Raw genomic sequence first — 23150 nt, forward strand, 5'->3', positions numbered from 1 at the left:
TGGTCGTCATAGCCCACCACCCGCCCGATATTGGCAATCGATTCCTGCGTGGTTTGCAGTAACAGCTTGGCCCGAATAACCCGCTGATCTTCACGCCAGCGCAAAATGTTGACTCCCACCTGCTCACGGAACAGATGGGCGAGACGTGAAGGCGATAAGCAAACGTGACGCGCTACCTCATCAATACGCAGTTCACCGGAGAGATTGCTGGTGATGAACTGGCACGCCTCAATCACACGTGGATCCATAATACGCTGCGGGCTTTGTGGATCCTCTTCCATGGCCCGAATCAACAACCGTTCCAGCAGATTCATGCCTAACTCTTCAGAAAAACGCCGCCCCGAGCGATGGGTCTGCTCTATATTGGCAAACAGACGATCAAACTCCAGCAGCAGATGGTTGTTAGGTAACGTCAGGCGGCCAATGTCGCACTGTTTACTGTGCCATTCCAGCCAATCGGCCCAGTAAGCTCGAGGACGAAAATAGACCCAGCGGTGATACCAACAATCACTGTGCGGCGAGCGACCGTAAAAATGTTTGGATTTCGGTGGGAAAAGCAGCAAATCCCCCGGGTTACAAAAAAAATCGGTTTCCCCGTCTGATACCCTACCTTGGCCTTTGATGGTCAGGTTAATAATGTAGCCTTTCATCCCATCCGGGCGGTCGATAAAGAAATCAAGCGGCCCGTCAGCCAGAATGGGCGTTAAACCAGCCACCAGATAAGCGTTAAAAGAATAGCCTGGCAGCAATGGGTTTGACTGCGACTCATGCGTCATACGCTGGTACATCGGCCCTCCGGGAATCATCGGGTGCAAACAGAACCAGGTAGCAGTACAACAAGTGACATTGTCACTGCTACCCGACATCCTCTCAGGCGAATAGCCCATAAACACCGAACTGCTGATACGCTATACGGTTTTCTTCGCCATTTGTTTGTAACGGTCGAAAATGACCGCAGCGAGCAAAATCAAACCGCGCACCACATACTGCGCAAACGGCGAGATATTCAGCAGGTTCATGGCATTTTCTACCGTACCGAGGATCAGAACCCCCGCCACCACGTAAGAAATCTTGCCAATCCCCCCTTTCAAGGAAACGCCGCCCAGCACACAAGCAGAGATGACGATCAGCTCATAACCGATAGACGTCATGGGCTGCCCGCTGGTCATGCGCGATGCCAAAATGATCCCCGCCGCTGCCGATACCAGTCCAGACAAGGCAAAAATAATGATTTTGGTGCGTACCACCGGTACACCAGCCAGACGCGCCGCCTCCTCATTGCCGCCAATTGCCAGGGTATTACGGCCAAAGGTGGTTTTATTGAGCAGCAGACCAAACAGAATCATGCATACCACCGTTATCCAAATCGGTGCTGGCAGCCCCAGCCAGTTGGCGTAACCCAGTGCAAAGAAACGCTCATCGACAATACCTACCGCTTTACCATCCGAAATGATATAGGCCAAGCCACGCGCAATCTGCATGGTGGCAAGCGTCGTGATCAAAGCGTTAATTTTGAGCTGTGCGATAACAAAGCCGTTAAGTAACCCGAAGGCAACGCCCAGCAGCAAACCAGCACCAACGCCAATCCACAGGCTTTCAGTGAGGTTAATCACTACGGCCGTAGCGACCCCAGCGCAGGCAATGACAGAGGCCACTGACAGGTCAAAGTCGCCCGATGCCAGACAGAACAACATCCCGCAGGCCACCATGCCAGACATGGAAATCGCCAGTCCTAACCCTTTCATATTGATAAAGGAGGCAAAATTGGGCACAAACAGCAGGCAGGCAAGGAACAACACGGCAAACACTACCAGCATGCCGTAATTATCCCATATGCGCGACATTCCTCCGGCGCGCTTATTTTTCTCAGGTGAAGCAGACGTAACCGTTGACATAATTGTGTGCTCCTTCGCGTTTACGCGACCACAGCGTTGATTTCGGGAGTTCGTAACATCGCCAGGCTCAGCGCTTTCTGCTCGCTTGCCTCGTCGTGTGAAAGTTCGCCTGAAATGGCACCCTCGCGCATCACGATGATACGGTCAGCCAGTCCCAGCACTTCGGGCAAATCGCTTGAGGCAAACAGCACCGCGATCCCCTGCTTGGCCAGCGCATAAATCACGTTATAAATTTCATGCTTAGCCCCAACATCAATGCCACGCGTCGGTTCATCCAACAGGATCACTTTCATCTCTTCGGAGAGCCAACGGCCTAGAATTGCTTTTTGCTGATTGCCACCAGAAAGGTTCATGATCAACTGTTCAGCGGAGGGGGTTTTGATGTTTAACGCCTGAATCCGACGCTCCGCGTTCTCTTCTTCCCACTGGTTATTAATGACAAACCCGGCTTTGAGACTCTTGCGACGCGCGCTGATATTGATGTTATCGCGTACCGAATGCACTGGAATAATGCCATCCGCTTTACGATCCTCTGGGCACAGCATGATGCCCTGACGAATTGCATCCATCGGGGTTTTAATCGTCTGTAACTCGCCATCCAGCAACACATCACCGCCGGTGATACGTGTACCGCCGAACAACGCTTTCATCAATTCACTGCGTCCGGCACCCACCAGCCCAAACAGACCAACAATTTCGCCCTGTCTGACGCTGAGCGATATCGGGCTTTTCACCCCCGGCGCTTTTACCCCACGCAGCGTAAAACGCTCCGGCCCTAATTCGCGCGGGGCATAACCGTAGATATCACCTAAATTGCGGCCGACCATCGCCTGGACCAGCATTTCGTGATTCACCGCTGCCGTATCGTCGAAGGTACGCACATATTTGCCATCCTTAAACACGGTGATGGCATCGCTCAGCGCAAAAATCTCTTCCATACGGTGCGATACGTACAGGATCACCCGCCCTTCACTGCGCAGCTCACGGATCACGCGAAACAACTGCTCAATTTCACGCGCGGACAGCGAACTGGTTGGTTCATCAAACGCGATGATCTTGGCGTTACGGGCCAACGCTTTGGCGATTTCCACCATCTGCCATTGCCCGATGGAGAGGTATTTAAGCGGTGTATCCGGATCGATATCCAACCCGAGGTGTTCCAGTTGCAGCTTGGATTCGTAACGTAACAGGGTTTTGTTGACGATGCCCTTCTTGTGCGGCAACTGACCCAGGTAGATGTTCTCTGCCACGGTCATTTCTGGTACCAGGTGCAATTCCTGGTAGATGATCGCCACCCCGGCGTTGAGCGCGTCCATGGTATTGGCGAAATGGACTGGCTGGCCTTGAATATGCACTTCCCCGGAGGAAGGCAGATAGTTACCGCTGAGGATTTTCAGCAGCGTCGATTTACCGGCCCCATTTTCGCCCATCAAGGCGTGTATTTGCCCGGCGTGGCATGAAAAAGTAATATCATCGAGGGCTTTCACACCGGGAAAAATCTTCCCTATGCCGTGAAACGACAAATAAGGCGACGATGTTGCCATGTCGTTATGCTCCATCGTAGTGCTCCACACGAGGACACCCTTGCGGGCAAGGGGTCGTCACAGTCAAGATTGGTTGACACGATTAACGATACCGCCTCACACCGAGGCGGTATCACCGTGGTTACATCAAGCCTTTTTTCTTCAACTCTTCTTTGAAGTTTTCGCGCGTAATCAGCACCACATCGGTCACTTCCGTGAATTTCTGCGGTTCAACGCCTTTCGTTACCCACTCATTCAGCATCTGGATACTCTTGTAACCGTGAACGTCCGGGCTTGGCAGCAGCGAGCCGAAGAAGCCGGTGGCTTGCCCTTTGGACAACTCATTCACCGCATCCACACCGTTGATACCAATACCAATCACGTTGGGCGCTTTAAAGCCCTGACCTTCTGTCGCACGCACGCCACCGAGAACGGTGTTATCGTTCATGCCGACGATCAGCCAGTTTTTCACTTTCGGATGCTGCACCAGCAGTGAGTTGGCGGCGTCAAAGGCACCGGGGATATCGTTGGATTTGGTCGGTACTTTATAAATCTGTTTTTCCGGGAAGCCAGCGGCTTTCAGCGCTTCCATTGAGCCTGAAGTACGACGGCGCGCCGTATCCAGTTCGTCAGCCGTAATCGCCATCACCCCGGTTTCATCGACTTTCCAGCCGCGTTTGTTCATCTCTTTCCAGAGTTCTTCACCCTGACGCTCACCGATTTTGGTCGCCGCCATCATCACTAATGGCACTGTATCCATCGGCTCACCTTTGGCGTTGACGAACTGATCGTCCACGGCGATGACTTTCAGATCATAGCTGCGCGCCTTGGCAATAATGGCGGGCCCCAATTTAGGGTCTGGCGTACAGATAACAAACCCCTTCGCGCCGCTGGCCGCCAGGCTATCAATCGCGTTCAGCGTTTTTTCGCCATCGGGCACCGCAATTTTAATCACGTCAAAGCCAAGATCTTTCCCGGCCTGATCGGCAAATTTCCATTCAGTTTGGAACCAGGGTTCTTCCGGTTGTTTCACCAGAAACCCCAGCTTTAGATTTTCAGCCATAGCTGATTGTGACATAACTGTCGCCAGTCCGATGGCAGCCAGCACCTTAGTGAATTTATGCATGATGTTCTCCGGTAGGGGTTCTCTTTTTTACAGGTTGCTCTCCACAGCCTGCGTTATCACTCTCGGTAAGACACATTCAATCTGGTTAGAGAAAAAACACGGACTTAGTATTTATCCTCCACAGTGCAACATTCAGACGTTGTATTTGTAGCGGGTATTTTGCGCAAGAATCTAGAGCATTATCACATCCCCGAACAATGACAGGTTTGTGCATAGATTTAGCGAATTTAACCAGCCGTTAACTTTTGATTGCTGTCACAAAATGATGACAGGTGACAGAAAAATGCATACTTCCAGCTAACCCTTCCTCACTGCGCACTTTTCTGCTGATTATCGTATGTGCAACCGGAATGTGCGTTCCCGCTTATCCCGTCCCATGACAACACGCACTTTTAAGCGCGATCCACACCCCTCTACAGTGACGCAACAACAGGAGCTGAACGATGAACGCGGGTGCAATAGTAATCGGCCTGGATTTTGGCAGCGATTCAGTGCGCGCACTGGCCGTTGACTGTCAATCAGGACAGGAGTTAGAAACCGAGGTGGTCTACTATCTCCGCTGGCGGGAAGGACGCTACTGTCTGCCTGCGGAGAATCAGTTTAGGCATCATCCCCTCGACTATATAGAAGCACTGGAGCAGGCCGTGCAGGTGGTGGTACAGCGACTGTCCGCCGAGCAGCGTGGACAGATCCGCGCCATTGGCGTCGATACTACCGGCTCGACACCGGCCCCCATCGATGATCAAGGCCAGGTGTTGGCGCTACGCCCGGAATTTGCCGACAATCCCAACGCCATGTTTGTGCTGTGGAAAGATCACACCGCGATTGAGGAAGCAGAAGCCATCAATACGCTGTGTCGTAGCGGTCAGTTCCCCGATTACACCAAATATATCGGTGGTGTGTACTCCTCTGAATGGTTCTGGGCCAAGATTTTGCACGTTTCGCGCGCCGACAGCGCCGTGCATCAGGCGGCGGTCTCCTGGATTGAGCTGTGTGACTGGGTTCCGGCTCTGCTCTCGGGAACTCAAGCGCCAAACAACATAAAACGCGGACGTTGCAGCGCCGGGCATAAATCGCTGTGGCACCCCGACTGGGGCGGCGTTCCGCCAAAAGAGTTTCTTCACACACTCGATCCATTGCTGACCAGCCATTTACAGTACCCACTGTTCACCGACACCTGGACCGCCGATTTACCGGTCGGCACCATCACGCCTGAATGGGCCGCCCGCTTAGGGGTTCCCAGCGACACCGTACTCGCGGGGGGCGCGTTTGACTGCCACATGGGTGCCGTGGGCGCAGGCGCACAGCCCTATACCTTGGTCAAGGTTATCGGTACCTCCACCTGCGATATTCTGATCGCCGATGAAGATCGCGTGGGCACTACGCCAGTTGCCGGGATCTGCGGTCAGGTCGACGGCAGCGTAGTGCCCGGTTTTGTTGGACTGGAAGCAGGACAGTCTGCATTTGGTGATATGTATGCCTGGTTTGGCCGGTTGTTAGGGTGGTCATTGCAACTCGCAGCCCAACAGCATCCTGAACTTCAGCCACAGTTGGCACAAACTCAGACCAAATTGTTGGAAGCCTTGACCCAACGCTGGGCGGACACCCCCTCACTCGACCATCTGCCGGTGGTGCTGGACTGGTTTAACGGCCGACGCACACCCTTTGCCAATCAGCGACTGAAGGGTGTGATCACCGATCTCAACCTGGGTACGGATGCACCGATGCTGTTTGGCGGATTTATCGCCGCCACCGCCTTTGGTGCCCGCGCCATTATGGAGTGCTTTGAATCGCAAGGGGTGCCGGTAGAAAACCTGCTGGCGCTGGGCGGTATTGCCCGCAAATCCCCGACCATCATGCAAGTGTGCACCGATGTGATGAATCGGCCGTTGCAAGTGGTGGCCTCCGATCAGTGCTGCGCCTTGGGGGCCGCTATTTTTGGTGCCGTGGCCGCTGGGGTTCATCCCGATATTCCAACCGCCCAACGCCACATGGCCAGCCGCATCGAGCGTACCTTGACGCCCGATCCCACACGCGTGGCCCGCTATCAGGCGCTGTATGAACGTTATCAACAGTGGTGTCGTCTCGCCGAGCCTGCGTATGCCGTGCAGCGTAAAGCGACAAACTGATCACCGGTTATTTTCCGTTTTTGAAGCTACGTGCAAGCAGGAGTTATCATGGGGAATTTACAGCAGCGTGAAGTCTGGTTTGTCATTGGCAGCCAACATCTCTACGGCCCGGAAACCTTACGCCAGGTAAAAGAGAATGCTGAAAAAGTGGTGCAAGGGCTGAATCAGGATGCCGGATTGCCGGTAAAACTAGTGCTCAAGCCGGTCGCCAAATCGCCGGATGAAATTCTGGCGCTGTGCCGCGACGCTAACTATCAGGATAACTGTATCGGTTTGCTGGTGTGGCTGCACACCTTCTCTCCCGCCAAAATGTGGATTGCCGGGCTGAGCGTGCTGACCAAACCACTGATGCAGTTCCACACCCAGTTCAATGCAGAAATCCCCTGGGACACCATGGACATGGATTTCATGAACCTGAACCAGACCGCGCACGGCGGGCGTGAGTTCGGGTTTATCGGCGCTCGTATGCGCCAATCGCATCAGGTCGCCGTCGGCCACTGGAAGGATAAAAACGCCCATCAACGCATTGCCAAATGGATGCGCGTCGCTGCCGCTATTGCGGAAAGCCAACAGCTTAAAGTCGCGCGTTTTGGCGATAACATGCGGGAAGTGGCGGTAACCGAAGGGGATAAGGTGGGTGCACAGATCCAATTCGGTTACTCCGTTAGCGCTTGGGGATTGGGCGATCTTGCCGGCGAAGTGGATGCGGTCAGCAAAGGGGATATCGACGCGCTGATCGATGAGTATGAGGCCAGCTACCAGTTAACCGACGCCGTCAAACTCCACGGTCCTAACCGTCAGAATCTGCTGGACGCCGCGCAAATTGAAGTGGGGCTCACCCGTTTTCTGGAAAAAGGCGGTTATCGCGCTTTCACTACCGATTTTGAAAACCTTTACGGCCTTAAGCAGTTGCCCGGCCTGTCCGTACAGCGCCTGATGCAAAAAGGCTATGGCTTTGGCGGCGAAGGCGATTGGAAAACCGGTTAAGCAGTTGCCCGGCCTGTCCGTACAGCGCCTGATGCAAAAAGGCTATGGCTTTGGCGGCGAAGGCGATTGGAAAACCGCGGCACTGTTGCGCATCATGAAAGTGATGGCAGAAGGTTTGCCGGGTGGCACTTCATTTATGGAGGATTACACCTACCATTTCGTTCCGGGTAACAATCTGGTGGTGGGTTCCCATATGCTGGAAGTGTGTCCCAGCATCGCCAAAGAGGCGAAACCGATACTGGATGCGCAGCACCTGGGCATCGGTGGCAAAGCCGATCCTGCGCGGCTCATCTTCTCTACCCCGGCCGGGCCCGCGCTCAATGCCAGCGTCATCGACATGGGCGACCGTTTCCGCATGTTGGTCAACGTGGTGGATACTATCGAGCAGCCGCACCCCTTGCCTAAACTGCCGGTGGCCCGGGCAATCTGGCAGGCACAACCGTCGCTGGAAGAGGCGGCTGAAGCCTGGATTCTGGCAGGCGGCGCGCACCATACGGTATTCAGTCAGGCGTTAGATCTGGATTACCTGCGCCTTTATGCAGAAATGAATCACATTGAACTGCTGGTGATCGATAACGAAACCCGCATTCCGGCATTCAAAGACGCCCTGCGTTGGAATGAGATGTACTACAAACTCACGTCACGCTAAGCGGTCACAAGGAACCCGATTGCCAAGATCGGGTTCCACCTCTCATTGATAATTCCTATTGCGCTAGACACCTGTTTTCTCTGGCATATACTGAAATGCTCTACCCACATAATGATTAACTAAAAAATCATGACCACTGCTGAATACTTGCTCAAGTTTCGCAAAGTGAACTCTCTGGACAACCTTGAAAAACTCTACGACCATTTAAATTATTCGCTGACAGATAATAAGGAGATTATCAATATGTCGCGCGCTGCCGACCACCGTCGTGCAGAGCTGTTTACGGGCGGAAAATTGTACGACCTCGGATGCATTCCCAAATCCGTCTGGCGTTTCGTGCTTTAACCCCTGACAACGGGTCGTTTTCTATACGGCTTGTTGCTTCTAGCCTTGCGTTAGCAGCCCAAAAGGCTTTCACTGTAACGGTTTGCCCTGCCAACTGCGGGGTAAATGTCCGCTTTTGGTGAATATCCCTATTTTGGGTGTGTTGTCGAAAGCCTTACAATGCCGGATAATGGTCCGGTTTTGTTTTTTAGGCATGGTAATGACCGACTATCTACTTCTTTTCGTCAGCACGCTGCTGGTGAACAACTTTGTTCTGGTGAAATTTCTCGGGCTCTGCCCCTTTATGGGCGTGTCCAAGAAATTGGAAACCGCCATTGGCATGGGGTTGGCAACAACCTTTGTCATGACGCTCGGCTCGATGTTTTCCTGGCTGGTCAATGAGTACGTGCTGCTGCCCTTAGGGATCGTCTACCTGCGTACCATGGCCTTTATTTTGATTCTGGCGGTCGTGGTGCAGTTCACCGAAATGGCCGTGCGCAAAACCAGCCCGGAACTCTATCGCCTGCTGGGGATTTTCCTGCCGTTGATCACCACCAACTGCGCCGTGCTCGGCGTTGCGCTGCTCAACGTCAACCTGTCACATAATTTCCTGCAATCAACGGTGTATGGCTTCAGCGCCGCTGCCGGTTTCTCACTGGTGATGGTGTTGTTCGCCGCCATTCGTGAACGCATTGCCGTGTCGGATGTACCCGCGCCGTTCAAGGGCTCATCGATAGCATTGGTCACCGCTGGGTTGATGTCGCTCGCGTTTATGGGCTTTACCGGGTTGGTGAAATTCTAATGAATGCCATTTGGATTGCGATTGCCGCGTTGAGTGTGCTGGCGCTGGTTTCCGGCTTGATTCTTGGTTTTGCCTCGCGCCGCTTTCACGTTGATGCCGACCCCATCGTCGAACAGGTTGAAGCGATGCTGCCGCAAAGCCAATGTGGTCAATGCGGCTACCCGGGCTGCCGCCCCTATGCAGAAGCCGTCGCGTTGCACGGTGAGCATATCAACAAATGCGGCCCCGGCGGTGAAGCGATGATGCTGAAGCTGGCCGAGAAGCTCAATGTTGATCCGCAGCCGCTTGATGGTGACACATCGGATCTGCAACCGGCACTCAAAGTGGCTTGGATCGATGAAAGCAACTGCATCGGCTGCACCAAATGTATTCAGGCCTGCCCGGTTGATGCCATTATTGGCACCACCCGCGCCGTGCACACCGTGGTGAGCGATCTCTGTACCGGTTGTGACCTGTGTGTCGCCCCTTGCCCGACAGATTGCATCGAACTGCGCCCGGTAGCCACCACGACGTCCAACTGGAAATGGGATCTCGAAACCATTCCGGTTCGCCTTATCCAAGTAGAACATCATGCTTAAGCTGTTAAACCTGTTTCGTAAAGAGAGAATTTGGGATTTTGACGGTGGCATTCATCCACCGGAGATGAAAACCCAGTCCAGCCGTGTGCCGATGCGTCACATCCCGCTGCCGGAACAGTTTATTATTCCGCTGAAACAGCACCTCGGGCCGGAAGGCGAACTCTGCGTCAACGTCGGCGATCGGGTACTGCGCGGTCAACCCCTGACGCGTGGCACAGGACGTATGCTGCCGGTACATGCCCCTACTTCAGGCACGGTCAACGCCATCCGTTCACACATGACGGCACACCCTTCGGCCTTGCCCGAGTTAAGCATCATCATTATTCCTGACGGGGAAGATCGCTGGTGCGATCGCCAGTGCTTACCTGATTATCAGCAGCATTCGATAGACACCCTGCTCGCGCATTTACATCAAGCGGGTATCGCTGGCTTGGGTGGCGCAGGCTTCCCAACCTCGGCGAAACTCAAGGGTGGGCTGCACGGTATCGCAACGTTGATCATCAATGCCGCCGAATGTGAACCTTATATCACCGCCGATGACCGGTTGATGCAAGAGTACGCCAGTGAAATTGTGCAAGGGATTGAGATCCTGATGCATTTGCTTTCACCGGAGCGTACCTTGATTGGCATTGAAGACAACAAGCCGGAGGCCATTCAGGCGCTGCGCCACGCCCTGGCCAATCGCGCAGACATCCGATTGCGGGTCATTCCCACCAAATATCCCTCCGGCGGTGCCAAGCAACTCACTAAGATCTTGACCGGCAAAGAAGTGCCGTTTGGTAAACACTCCGCCTCCATCGGCGTATTGATGCAGAACGTCGGCACTGCTTATGCCATCAAGCGCGCGGTGATCAACGGTGAAGCCTTGACGGAGCGGGTGGTCACCCTGACCGGGGAAGCGCTGCGCCAACCGGGCAATGTCTGGGCGCGTCTCGGCACACCGGTGCGCCACTTGCTGAAGCAGGCCGGGTTTCATGCCGAAAACAAAACCCCGATGGTGATCATGGGCGGGCCGCTGATGGGCTTCACCCTGCCTGCGCTTGATGTTCCTATTGTCAAAATCAGCAACTGTATTCTTGCGCCGTCAGTGAGCGAAATACAGGCGCCAGAGCAAGAGCAATCCTGCATTCGGTGCAGTAAGTGCGCTGACGCCTGTCCGGCAGGACTGTTGCCACAGCAGCTTTACTGGTTCAGTCGTGGGCAGGAGCATGAGAAGGCGCGCGCACACCATTTGTTTGACTGCATTGAATGCGGCGCCTGCGCCTATGTCTGCCCAAGTAACATTCCGTTGGTACAATACTACCGTCAGGAAAAGGCTGAAATTCGCGCCGTCGATCTTGAAGCATCACGGGCGCAGCAAGCAAAAGCGCGTTTTGATGCGAAACAACTGCGTCTGGAGCGAGAAAAAGCGGCGCGCGAACGGCGTCATCAGCAAGCGGCTGCCACGGTGTCCACAACGGATAAACAGGCTGTTCAGGCTGCGCTGGAACGCGTGCGCAGCAAAAATACGCTGACTGAACCGCTTGCGACCATTGCGATAAACCCTGCCCAAACGCCGGATAATCGCGCGGTCATCGCGGCGCGCGAAGCGCGAAAAGCCCAGGCGCGCGCGAAGCAACAGATGCAAGTTGTGACCGAACCCGCCCAACCGGTTGCTGCTGTACCAGAGGATCCAAGACAAGCTGCGGTGGCTGCCGCTATTGCCCGGGTTAAGGCCAAAAAAGCGGCTCAGCAAGCGCCGGAAACTATCTCCTCAGAGATTGTCGCCACGACAACACCCGACGAGGAACCTGCCCCCGATTTGAACGATCCGCGCAAAGCCGCCGTTGCCGCTGCCATTGCCCGGGTTAAGGCCAAAAAAGCAGCTCAGCAAGCGCCGGAAACTATCTCCTCAGAGATTGTCGCTGCGCCAGCCCCCGACGCGGAACCTGCCCCCGATTTGAGCGATCCGCGCAAAGCCGCCGTTGCTGCTGCCATTGCCCGGGTTAAGGCCAAAAAAGCAGTGCAGCAAGCGCCGGAAACTATCTCCTCAGAGATTGTCGCCACGACAGCACCCGACGAGGAACCTGCCCCCGATTTGAGCGATCCGCGCAAAGCCGCCGTTGCCGCCGCCATTGCCCGCGTTAAAGCACGTAAAGCCGAACAGGCGTTAATCCATACTCACGAGGAATAGATGGCTTTCAAGATCGCAAGTTCGCCCTTTACCCATAACCATCAGCGCACACAGCGCATCATGCTGTGGGTAATACTCGCCTGTGTGCCCGGTATTGTTGTCCAGACGCTATTTTTTGGCGTCGGCACCTTGATACAAATCGCCCTCGCCTCAGTCACCGCGCTTACGGCGGAAGCAGTGACGTTGTCACTAAGAAAATTTGCTGTACGTACTACGCTGGCGGATCAATCGGCGCTGTTAACCGCCATTCTGCTCGGTGTCAGCCTGCCTCCTTTAGCCCCCTGGTGGATGGTGGTGCTTGCCACCTTTTTTGCTATCGTGATCGCCAAGCAACTCTATGGTGGCTTGGGAAATAATCCGTTTAACCCGGCGATGGTCGGCTACGTGGTGCTGTTAATCTCCTTCCCGGTCCAGATGACCAGTTGGCTACCGCCCGTCGCGTTACAGGTGGCACCGGTCACCGTCGTTGACGCACTGCACGTAATTTTCACCGGACAGACTGATGCTGGCTTGCACATTCAGGGATTAATGCAGAACATTGATGGCATTACCCAGGCCACGCCGTTAGATGGCTTTAAAACAGGTCTGCGCGCCGGGGAAACACCCGCACAAGTGTTGCAGCACCCGATCTTTGCGGAGAGCCTTGCGGGCGTCGGCTGGCAGTGGGTCAATCTGGCGTACCTTGCCGGTGGTATCCTTTTATTATTGACCCGCTCCATTCGCTGGCATATTCCCGTCAGTATGCTGTTCTCTTTGTTGCTGTGTGCCACGCTCGGTTGGCTATTGATGCCGGAAAAGGCCGCGCCGCCGCTGTTGCACCTGTTCTCTGGTGCCACCATGCTCGGGGCTTTCTTCATTGCCACCGATCCCGTGACGGCCTCCACCACCAACAAAGGGCGTTTGCTGTTTGGCGCGCTGATTGGGCTGCTGGTGTGGCTGATCCGTACCTACGGTGGATACCCGGATGGCATCGCATTTGCGGTATTGCTGGCAAATATTACTGTGCCGCTCATCGATTACTTTACCCAGCCACGCGCCTATGGCCATCGTCGATAAGGAAATAGCATGATCAGTACGATGCGACGTCACGCGACCACGCTGGCACTGTTTGCCGCCTTGACCACCGGCTTGACAGCGTTAGTCAATAGCCTGACTAAACCGACCATTGCCCACCAAGCGCAGTTGCAACAAAAGGCGTTGTTGGATCAGGTGATTCCGCCGGATATTTACGACAACAACATTCTGCAAGAATGTTACCTTGTCACCGATGAGGCGCTGGGTACCCCATCCGCGCGACACCTCTACATTGCACGCAAAGGTGATACTCCAGTGGCGGCAGCCATTGAATCCAGCGCACCGGACGGTTATTCCGGTGCTATTCATCTGCTGATAGGCGCGGATTTCCATGGTAAGGTACTCGGAGTTCGAGTGACTGAGCACCATGAAACACCGGGATTGGGTGACAAAATTGATCTGCGGGTATCCGACTGGATAACCCGTTTTACCGGGCGCACAGTGCAAGGTGCCGACGATCGCCAGTGGGCCGTCAAAAAGGATGGCGGGGAATACGATCAGTTCACCGGTGCCACTATCACACCCCGCGCCGTGGTAAACGCCAGCAAACGGACTGCCCTTTTTATGCAGACCATACCGGCGCGCCTGGCGACATTGCCGAATTGTGGAGCAGAGTAACATGAGTGAAGTGAAACACCTTCTGGCCCAGGGGCTGTGGAAAAACAACTCAGCGCTGGTGCAACTACTCGGCATGTGCCCGCTGCTGGCCGTCACCTCCACCGCCACCAACGCTTTGGGGCTGGGATTAGCCACCACGCTGGTACTGACCTGTACTAATGCCGCAATTTCCGCCATGCGCCGTTGGGTGCCGTCTGAAATCCGCATCCCTATTTATGTGATGATTATCGCGGCCGTGGTCAGCTCGGTAGAAATGCTGATTAACGCCTATGCCTATGGCTTATACCAGTCGCTGGGCATTTTTATTCCACTGATCGTCACCAACTGTTTGGTGATCGGTCGTGCGGAAGCTTACGCCGCGCAAAACCCCATCGCCCTTTCGGCGCTGGATGGTTTCGCCATGGGCATGGGAGCAACCTGCACCATGTTTGTGTTGGGTTCTCTGCGAGAATTGCTGGGCAACGGCACACTGTTTGACGGTGCAGACTTACTGCTCGGCGGTTGGGCTAAAGTGCTGCGTATTGAAGTGATCCAGGTTGATACCCCGTTCTTGCTGGCGATGTTACCGCCTGGCGCGTTTATCGGTTTAGCGCTGTTGCTTGCCGCCAAATACCTGATTGACGAAAAAATGAAACGCCGCCGCGCCGTCGGTGCGACAAAACAGAGCGTTACAACGGTTGACTCGCTGCCCGGAACAGCACCATAAGCACAAGGATAAGACGATGAACAAGGAAAAACGCGGCGAAATCTTGCGTCGTCTGCGCGATGCGAATCCGCATCCGACCACTGAGCTACACTTTGAGACACCGTTCGAACTGTTGATTGCGGTACTGCTGTCCGCACAGGCCACGGACGTCAGCGTGAATAAAGCCACCGCCAAACTCTATCCGGTTGCCAATACGCCGGAAACCTTGTTGGCACTTGGGGTCGACGGTGTAAAAGCCTATATCCGCACTATCGGCCTGTTTAACAGCAAGGCTGAAAACATCATCAAGACCTGCCGAATTCTGTTAGACCAGCATCAGGGTCAGGTACCGGAAAATCGCGAAGCGCTGGAAGCGCTGCCCGGAGTCGGACGTAAAACCGCCAACGTGGTGTTAAACACTGCTTTTGGCTGGCCCACCATCGCCGTTGACACCCATATTTTCCGCGTGTGCAACCGTACCGGATTCGCGCCGGGAAAAAACGTGGATGCGGTAGAAGAAAAGCTCTTAAAGGTGGTGCCCGCCGAATTCAAAATCGACTGCCACCACTGGCTGATTCTGCACGGACGTTACACCTGCATCGCCCGTAAACCGCGCTGCGGCTCTTGCCTGATTGAGGATTTGTGCGAATTCGGCGACAAAGTTTACGCTTGAGATCACTCGACGCGCTTAGCAACGTCTCGTTAGAATCCATTCTGATATCGCGTCCAAGGCACCGGGCGCGTAAGCAGACTGTCCCGCGGCTAAAAATCCCCACTGCGTCCAACGCGGCCATTGTTCACTCAACTGATAATTAAACCATTTGGCACGCAGTAAACCGTGGGTGGCCCCTTTAACGTCGCGCAAGCAGCGTGAGGTTTCCTCCGGCAGTAACCGGCTCCACACCGTTAACGTCTCCTGCGAAGACACATTGAGATCCTGTGCTCCCATCAGCACCATCACTGGCACCCGCTGTACGGCAATGTCCTGACGCGCATCCGACAACGCATTACGTCGCTCAAAATCGTCTCGCGTACAACGTGACATGCAAGGCTGCATCACCGTTTGGGGCGTGAAGCGTTGTGAATAAGCCGCACGTTCTCGCGCGATGGCAGCGGTAATCTCCGATGGCTCTGCCCCTTCTGTGGCTAAACGCTGCTGCATGTAGTAGAAGCCTTGCTCACGCCAGTTTATTGCGGGACCAATCAACACGATAAAATCTGCCGTTGAGCGCTGACTGGCATTAGGTACCACCCAGCCTGCTTGAGAAAAACCGAGAAATCCCAGACGGCTCTCCTTCAATTCTGGCCGCGCGCGCAATGCATGCAGTGCGGCAACCGCTTCATCAGCGCGATCGTGTAACGTTTGTGCCAGCCAATCACCGCTGCTGGCCGCGACGCCGGGTTTATCCCAGGAAAAGACGCCAATCCCTCGGGCGACAAGGGCATTGACCAGCGGAAGGTAGCCGCCATCAGACCAACGGTCTTGGGCACCATCGCCATGTACCAGCAATACCACAGGTGGATTGTGTTTGTTTTCAGGCAACAACAGCGTGCCTTCAAGGCGGGCATCGCCCAGCGAAAACGATAAGGTCTGCTGGGCGCGATCGGGCAGTTCAAAAGCGGAGAGGCCATGCAGCACGATGCCTGATATGACTATCAGCATACAGGCCACCACTGATAGCACAAGCTTGACCATGCCATGCCCCTCGTTAATGAATAACCGCCACTATTTTACTGGCAGCGTTATATCCTTAAACATCGCTTCAATTTCTTCATTGGAACGCAGAGCAATGGCAGAATCCACCACATCACGCGTGAGGTGCGGTGCAAAGCGCTGAATGAAATCATACATGTAGCTGCGCAGGAAAGTACTGCGACGGAACCCAATCTTGGTGGTACTGTAGCTAAAAATGCTGTTAGCGTTAATCGTCACCAGATCCGTCTCCGTGCGCGGATCGACGGCCATGTTGGCTATAACGCCAACGCCTAATCCCAGACGCACGTAGGTTTTAATCACGTCAGCATCCGTTGCGGTGAACACGATGCGCGGTGTCAACCCAGCGCGGTTGAATGCGGTATCCAACTCCGAACGGCCGGTAAAACCGAAGGTGTAGGTAACAATCGGATACGCCGCCAGCTCTTCAATGGTGATATCTTTTTTCGTTGCCAGCGGATGATCGGGTTTCACCACCACCGCGCGATTCCAGTGGTAGCACGGCAACATGATTAAATCGTCATACAGATGCAGCGCCTCAGTGGCAATTGCAAAATCTGCCGTCCCTTTCGCAACCGCTTCGGCAATCTGCGTTGGCGATCCCTGGTGCATATGCAGTGAAACGCGAGGATAACGCTCAATAAAACCTTTGATGACATCCGGCAGTGCGTAGCGCGCCTGCGTATGTGTGGTCGCCACATAGAGCGAACCTTTATCAGGATAGGTATGCTCTCCGGCCACGGCCTTGATGGCATCCACCTTGGAGAGCACTTCACGGGCAATACGCACCACTTCCTGACCTGCAGGCGTTACCTGAGTCAGGTGTTTACCACTACGCGCAAAGATTTGAATTCCCAGCTCATCTTCCAGCATTCTCACCTGTTTACTGATCCCCGGCTGCGAGGTGTATAAGCCCTCAGCCGTTGAGGAAACGTTCAGGTTATGATTAACAACTTCAACGATATAACGAAGCTGTTGCAATTTCATATGTCATCCCATGTTATTGAGCATGTGCATCAGGCACGAATAAACTATCTACCGTTGCTTTACTTTTTCAAGGCACTGTAACATTCGCAATGCGATGAAAAGCAGGCGGTTATTTCATCATATTAAGGTCATTTAATCATAAAAAATATTTTTATATAACTATTATCTTTGCACCGATAAAAATAACACCCTCAACGTGAGCTGAGTGAGGGCGCTCATTCTAGCGCACGGCAGCGTGATCCTCTCACCTAGATCGCTATCTTCCCACTCAGATCAAAAAAGCCAGCCCAAAAGGCTGGCTTTTATTCATATGGCAGAGAATTATTTTTTCTCAGAGGTCCATTTGCCGTCTACATAAAATGCAGACCACCCTGTCGCTTTGCCATTTTTCTCCGAAGCAACGTATTGCTGCTTGGTTTTACGACTAAAACGCACCACCGCTTTGTTGCCTTCAGCATCTTCCACCGGCGCATCGGCTAGATAGCGCAGTTTTTCCGGCAGACGATCGCGGAATCGCACCAGCTCTTCCACTAACGGCGCGCGGGTTTCGCGCGATTTGGGGAAGGTGTTGGCGGCCAGGAACACGCCTGCCGCACCGTCACGCAGCACGAAGTAGGCATCGGATTTTTCGCACGGCAATTCGGGCAAAGGAACCGGATCTTCTTTCGGCGGCGCGACGTCACCGTTGCGCAAAATCTTGCGGGTATTGGTACAGGTTTCATTGGTGCAGGCCATGTACTTGCCAAAACGCCCCATTTTCAGGTGCATATCGGAACCACATTTGTCGCACTCAACCACCGGACCGTCATAGCCCTTGATACGAAACTCACCGTTTTCGATCTCGTAGCCATCACATGCCGGGTTATTGCCGCACACATGCAGTTTGCGCTGGTTATCAATCAGGTAGCTGTCCATCGCCGTACCGCACTTGCCGCAACGACGACGTGCACGCAGCGCATTGGTTTCCGCCTCATCCCCTTCCAGCACGTTCAACACTTCGGCTTCAGGAATCAGATTGATGGTGGTTTTGCAGCGCTCTTTTGGCGTCAATGCATAGCCGGAACAGCCGAGGAACACGCCGGTACTGGCGGTGCGAATCCCCATCTGGCGTCCACAGGTAGGACAATCGATGGTGGTCAGCACCATGGCATTGGGGCGCATTCCCCCCACTTCCGGATCCATTTCTGCTTTTTCCAACTGCTGGCTGAATTCGGCAAAAAACTCATCCAGCACCCCTTTCCACTCCGCCTGATTGTTGGCGACCTGATCGAGGCTGCTTTCCATACGCGCCGTAAAATCGTAGTTCATCAACTCGCGGAAGTTTTCTTCCAGACGGTCAGTGACAATTTCACCCATTTTTTCGGCGTAGAAACGGCGGTTTTCCACGCGCACATAGCCACGATCCTGAATGGTCGAAATGATAGAGGCATAAGTAGACGGACGACCGATACCGCGTTTTTCCAACTCTTTGACCAGCGAAGCATCGCTATAGCGGGCAGGCGGTTTGGTAAAGTGCTGGCTCGGCAGCAGTTTATCCAGGGACATCACTTCCCCGACCTCAACGGTCGGCAGCGTGCGGTCTTCATCACCTTTACGCAGCGCCGGCATCACTTTAGTCCAGCCATCAAAACGCAAGGTGCGCCCTTTGGCACGCAGTTGATAGCCTTCCGCGTTTACCAACAGCGTTGTGGAGTCATATTTGGCCGGTGTCATCTGGCAGGCAACAAATTGACGCCAGATCAACTGGTAGAGTTTCTGCGCATCAGCTTCCATATCCTTCAGCGCATCCGCCAGAACGGCAACGTCTGAAGGACGAATCGCTTCGTGCGCTTCCTGAGAATTTTCTTTACTGCTGTAGAGATTCGCGCTCTCCGGCAGGTAAGCCTTACCAAAGCTGGACGCAATATAATCGCGCGCCATGGTCAATGCATCCTGACTCAGGTTGGTGGAGTCGGTACGCATGTAGGTGATGTAGCCCGCTTCGTACAAGCGCTGCGCCATCATCATGGTTTTTTTAACGCCAAACCCCAAACGGGTACTTGCCGCTTGTTGCAGCGTGGAGGTAATAAAAGGTGCCCCCGGTTTGCTGCTAGTGGGCTTGTCTTCGCGCTCCGCAACCACATAGCGCGCGGCTTCCAGAATGCTGACTGCCGCCGCCGTTTGCGCTTTATTGACCGGTTTAAACGGCTTGCCATCAAAGTGCGTCACCTGCATTTGCAATGCGGCACTCGATGACAACAAATCCGCATGCAGTTCCCAGTACTCTTCCGGGATGAAGGCTTTGATTTCGCGTTCACGCTCCACCACCAGACGAACCGCAACGGACTGCACGCGACCGGCAGAAAGGCCACGGGCGATTTTCTTCCACAACAGCGGAGAAACCATGTAGCCCACGACACGGTCCATAAAACGCCGCGCTTGCTGCGCATTGACCCTGTCGATATTTAATTTATCTGGCTTTTCAAACGCCTGAGTGATCGCATTCTTGGTGATTTCGTTAAACACCACGCGGCTGAAACGGCCTTCATCGCCCCCAATGATTTCCCGCAGGTGCCAGGCAATGGCTTCCCCTTCGCGGTCAAGGTCGGTTGCGAGATAGATGTGGTCGGCATTGGCCGCCAGCGTTTTCAGTTCAGAGACCACTTTCTCTTTGCCGGGCAGTATTTCGTAATCGGCCTGCCATCCGTGATATGGATCGACACCCATACGATTGACCAGCGCGGTGCGCTCATCTTTTTTGCCGGCTTTTTTCGCTTTGCCAGGCTCAGCGCTCTTCTTCGCCGCCGCAGAACCGCTGGTCGGCAAATCACGCACATGACCGACGCTCGATTTCACCACGTAGTCATTGCCCAGATATTTGTTGATTGTTTTGGCTTTGGCCGGGGACTCAACTATGACGAGAGCTTTACCCATATGTATTGTTACCTACCGAATGCTTCAAATTAACGTGTTGTTGAGGGCGTCTGGTCCCTTTTTCAAGGGGCATATACGTCATTTATTCTCTACCGCTACGCCTGTTCGCGTACTTCCAGCTTCACTAGGTGGAGATTCAAGAGTACGTAACGGTCAATAAACCATTCCATAACCACATGACCATCCACGTTTTTTTGCTGTAATGACGGTTAACTGCCCGCGGTGCCGCTAACGCTGCTGCAACACCGTAAAGAATTTTTTCCGCTTAACGATACAAAATCCCACACTCTACCTGATAAATGCTGTCACGCAACCTAATTAGCATGGAAACGCGGTTTTCGCCAACCTCTACTGCTCATCGTTATCGGCTGACAGCGGCGTAGTCTTCAGAAAAATTACGTCGTCTTATCAACCCGTTTTCAAACGTTCATTAAAAAAAGCGCAAAAAAGCACAAGCAGATGCCGTTGGGGTGGCGTTAGAATAGCGCCATGAGTTTCAGCAGGAGTAACACTATGTCAGACAACGTGACTATGACAGCAGAGAACAGCGCCATAGAGAGAACCCCGATCGACCGCCAGACACTATTGGAACAGGCTAACCGCCTGATTCAGAACCACGATGACTATCTGCACGGCATGATTGCCACTGACGTTGATCAGAAAAACGGCGTGCTGGTATTTAAAGGGGATTATTTCCTGGATGACAACGGCCTGCCGACATTAAAAACCACGGCGGTATTTAACATGTTTAAGCACTTGGCGCATGAATTGTCAGAGAAATATCAACTGATCGACTAAGCAAGATGACCCTGTACGCACTGCGCACAGGGTTATATGTATCAAACGAACGGGTGGCTGCCCCGCTGCCACCAACGCAGCAGCAGACGCTCAGCGGAGTCACCCGCGTTCCCCATGATTTTATCCAGCAGGCGCTTGCGCCGCGTATAGCGCACGCTCAACACTTCATGGGTGGTGATTTCCTGAATCAGTAAATCGTCGCTGGTGCCAATCGCATCAACCAGCCCTAATGTTTGCGCCTGTGTGCCAAACCAATGCTCGCCTGTGGCGGTTTTATCGATATCCAGCGAAGGGCGCATCTCTTTGACAAACTGCTTAAACAGACCGTGAGTCACATTTAACTCTTCACGGAATTTTTCACGCCCCTGCTCCGTATTCTCGCCAAACAGCGTCAGGGTGCGCTTATATTCACCGGCTGTATGCAGTTCTACATCAATATCATTGTTTTTAAGCAACCGATTGAAGTTGGGGATCTGAGCCACGACGCCAATAGAACCGATGATTGCAAACGGCGCGGCAACAATGCGATCGGCCACGCAGGCCATCATGTATCCACCGCTGGCAGCAACCTTGTCCACCGCAACGGTCAAGCGAATGCCGCCATCGCGCAGGCGCTGTAACTGAGACGCCGCCAATCCGTAACCGTGCACCACGCCACCGGGGCTTTCCAGACGTAACAGCACTTCATCCTGCGGCGTCGCGACTGCCAGCACCGCCGAGACTTCTTCACGCAGCGCAGAGACTTCACCGGCGTCCATGCTGCCGTTAAAATCCAATACGTAAAGGCGTGGTTTCACCACTTTCTCATCGCCGCGTTTGGCGCGCAGTTTTTCTTCTTTAGCGGCAGCTTTGTCCTCTTTTTTCTTCCGCTTCGCGACCAGTTTGCGCTCCGCATCACTCATGCAGGTGTCGCGCATTTCATTTTGCATTTCGCGATACTGTTCGCCCAGGTTCATCACTTGCAACTCCCCTTTGCGTGGGCGTTTTCGCTGCGTGACACCAAAGGTCAACACGACCACTGCGCCAATGGCCAGCACTATCGTGACTACTTTTGCCAGAAATAAGCCGTACTGAGAAAGCAATTCCACAAATACCGTCCCTCGTTTACTGAGTCATATCATGACGCCGCCGATGTTTACCTGCGCAGTTGCCTGCGACACACCACACCATCATACCGCTCGTCTTACGCCACTCCACGGTTCTCATCAAACCGATGCGAGAGCAAAAAGACAGCCTAACGTATGGCGTGAAATATGGCGATGTTAATCATGGGTTTTTTACACCTGTTGCTGTTTTTTACCGCAGTGGTGTAAGAATGCGCCCGACGCGCATTGAATTCACTGACACATTGAGGCATAACTGCCGTTACGTCTTAGGGCTTGCGGCGTATAGAGGAAAGTACTGTGCATTATCAACCTATGAATGACCTTCTTAAACACCGCTTAATTCTTGTCACCGGTGCGGGCGATGGTATTGGGCGCGAAGCCGCGCTCACTTACGCGCGCTACGGTGCCCGGTTAATCCTGATGGGTCGCACCGCGCATAAATTACAGGATGTGCAAGCAGAAATCCTGCGTGAAACGGGGACATCCTCGCTAATTATGCCCTGCGATTTATTGACGATAACGGAACAGGCGTGCGCTGCGCTGGCGGCTGATCTGGAAAAACAGATACCCCACCTTGACGGCGTATTGCATAACGCAGGGTTGCTCGGGGATATCGCACCGATCGCCGAACAGGATCCGGCGACCTGGCATCAGGTGATGCAAGTTAATGTGAATGCCACCTTTATGCTGACGCAGGCGCTGTTGCCCCTGTTGCTAAAAGCCGCCAGCCCCTCGCTGGTGTTCACCAGTTCCAGCGTGGGTCGCGAGGGCCGCGCGGAATGGGGAGCCTATGCGGTTTCCAAATTCGCCACAGAAGGGCTAATGCAGGTATTGGCCGATGAATATCGCAACCAGCATTTGCGCGTTAACTGTATTAATCCGGGTGGTACGCGCACCGCAATGCGCGCCAGCGCGTTCCCAGATGAAGATCCCCAGCGCCTCAAAACGCCTGCCGACATTATGCCGCTCTACCTTTATTTGATGGGCGATGACAGCAAACGCAAAACCGGCATGAGTTTCGATGCACAGCCGGGAAGAAAGCCCGGTCCAGCGGTATAAGGGAGCCCAG

General features: G+C 54.0%; 19 protein-coding genes and 1 pseudogene. 12 read left to right on the forward strand and 8 right to left on the reverse strand.

Annotated features, from left to right (window positions below; translation table 11 throughout):
- The 4 genes from araC to J5224_RS07275 form a co-directional block, all read right to left on the reverse strand.
- A partial coding sequence (gene araC, locus J5224_RS07260) for an arabinose operon transcriptional regulator AraC (RefSeq protein WP_264624730.1) occupies positions 1-788 on the reverse strand: 788 nt, incomplete at its 3' end.
- A 120-nt stretch (positions 789-908) separates the two neighbouring features.
- Positions 909-1895: an L-arabinose ABC transporter permease AraH gene (gene araH / locus J5224_RS07265; RefSeq protein WP_413544651.1), complete on the reverse strand. Its 987-nt coding sequence runs from the start codon at positions 1893-1895 to the stop codon at positions 909-911.
- Between the two features lie 20 nt (positions 1896-1915).
- Positions 1916-3439: an L-arabinose ABC transporter ATP-binding protein AraG gene (gene araG, locus J5224_RS07270; RefSeq protein WP_264624830.1), complete on the reverse strand. Its 1524-nt coding sequence runs from the start codon at positions 3437-3439 to the stop codon at positions 1916-1918.
- Between the two features lie 121 nt (positions 3440-3560).
- On the reverse strand, positions 3561-4544 hold the full coding sequence (locus J5224_RS07275) for an arabinose ABC transporter substrate-binding protein (RefSeq protein WP_264624731.1): 984 nt from the start codon (positions 4542-4544) through the stop codon (positions 3561-3563).
- 443 nt (positions 4545-4987) lie between these two features.
- On the opposite strand from J5224_RS07275, the gene J5224_RS07280 reads away from it, so the two are divergent.
- From J5224_RS07280 to nth, 10 genes and pseudogenes are all read left to right on the forward strand, one after another.
- Positions 4988-6673, forward strand: a complete 1686-nt coding sequence (locus J5224_RS07280; protein WP_264624732.1) for a ribulokinase — start codon at positions 4988-4990, stop codon at positions 6671-6673.
- Between the two features lie 48 nt (positions 6674-6721).
- Positions 6722-8309: pseudogene (locus J5224_RS07285) on the forward strand (L-arabinose isomerase).
- A gap of 129 nt (positions 8310-8438) precedes the next feature.
- Entirely contained in the window at positions 8439-8654 is a 216-nt protein-coding gene (ydgT, locus tag J5224_RS07290; protein WP_264624733.1) for a transcription modulator YdgT, read from the forward strand.
- Positions 8655-8853: 199 nt separating this feature from the next.
- Positions 8854-9435, forward strand: coding sequence for an electron transport complex subunit RsxA (rsxA, locus tag J5224_RS07295; RefSeq protein ID WP_264624734.1), 582 nt, complete (start codon positions 8854-8856; stop codon positions 9433-9435).
- Positions 9435-10013 (forward strand): electron transport complex subunit RsxB, encoded by a 579-nt coding sequence (rsxB, locus tag J5224_RS07300; protein WP_264624735.1) that lies wholly within the window; start codon positions 9435-9437, stop codon positions 10011-10013. Before rsxA ends, rsxB begins: the two co-directional genes overlap by 1 nt.
- Positions 10006-12186, forward strand: coding sequence for an electron transport complex subunit RsxC (gene rsxC, locus J5224_RS07305; RefSeq protein WP_264624736.1), 2181 nt, complete (start codon positions 10006-10008; stop codon positions 12184-12186). The genes rsxB and rsxC overlap by 8 nt, the downstream gene beginning before the upstream one ends.
- Positions 12187-13242, forward strand: a complete 1056-nt coding sequence (gene rsxD / locus J5224_RS07310) for an electron transport complex subunit RsxD (protein ID WP_264624737.1) — start codon at positions 12187-12189, stop codon at positions 13240-13242. It abuts the gene before it with no gap.
- 9 nt (positions 13243-13251) lie between these two features.
- Positions 13252-13878: an electron transport complex subunit RsxG gene (rsxG, locus tag J5224_RS07315; RefSeq protein ID WP_264624738.1), complete on the forward strand. Its 627-nt coding sequence runs from the start codon at positions 13252-13254 to the stop codon at positions 13876-13878.
- A 1-nt stretch (position 13879) separates the two neighbouring features.
- The gene (locus tag J5224_RS07320) at positions 13880-14584 is read left to right on the forward strand and encodes an electron transport complex subunit E (protein ID WP_264624739.1); all 705 of its coding nucleotides are present in this window, start codon (positions 13880-13882) and stop codon (positions 14582-14584) included.
- 16 nt (positions 14585-14600) lie between these two features.
- Positions 14601-15236 (forward strand): endonuclease III, encoded by a 636-nt coding sequence (nth, locus tag J5224_RS07325; RefSeq protein ID WP_264624740.1) that lies wholly within the window; start codon positions 14601-14603, stop codon positions 15234-15236.
- A gap of 15 nt (positions 15237-15251) precedes the next feature.
- On the opposite strand, the gene J5224_RS07330 is transcribed toward nth, so the two are convergent.
- The 3 genes from J5224_RS07330 to topA all read right to left on the reverse strand — a co-directional run bounded on the left by J5224_RS07330 (position 15252) and on the right by topA (position 20177).
- Entirely contained in the window at positions 15252-16259 is a 1008-nt protein-coding gene (locus tag J5224_RS07330) for an alpha/beta hydrolase family protein (protein WP_264624741.1), read from the reverse strand.
- Positions 16260-16289: 30 nt separating this feature from the next.
- Positions 16290-17264: an HTH-type transcriptional regulator CysB gene (gene cysB / locus J5224_RS07335; protein ID WP_195313416.1), complete on the reverse strand. Its 975-nt coding sequence runs from the start codon at positions 17262-17264 to the stop codon at positions 16290-16292.
- Between the two features lie 321 nt (positions 17265-17585).
- A complete protein-coding gene (gene topA, locus J5224_RS07340) occupies positions 17586-20177 on the reverse strand; it encodes a type I DNA topoisomerase (RefSeq protein ID WP_264624742.1) in 2592 nt (863 codons plus the stop codon).
- A 513-nt stretch (positions 20178-20690) separates the two neighbouring features.
- Between topA and J5224_RS07345 the strand changes: the two genes are divergently transcribed.
- Positions 20691-20975: a YciN family protein gene (locus J5224_RS07345; protein ID WP_264624743.1), complete on the forward strand. Its 285-nt coding sequence runs from the start codon at positions 20691-20693 to the stop codon at positions 20973-20975.
- Positions 20976-21016: 41 nt separating this feature from the next.
- On the opposite strand, the gene sohB is transcribed toward J5224_RS07345, so the two are convergent.
- The gene (sohB, locus tag J5224_RS07350) at positions 21017-22063 is read right to left on the reverse strand and encodes a protease SohB (RefSeq protein WP_264624744.1); all 1047 of its coding nucleotides are present in this window, start codon (positions 22061-22063) and stop codon (positions 21017-21019) included.
- 315 nt (positions 22064-22378) lie between these two features.
- On the opposite strand from sohB, the gene J5224_RS07355 reads away from it, so the two are divergent.
- Positions 22379-23140: a YciK family oxidoreductase gene (locus J5224_RS07355; RefSeq protein ID WP_264624745.1), complete on the forward strand. Its 762-nt coding sequence runs from the start codon at positions 22379-22381 to the stop codon at positions 23138-23140.
- Positions 23141-23150 lie beyond the last annotated feature (10 nt).

The organism is Candidatus Symbiopectobacterium sp. NZEC135, assembly GCF_025962695.1.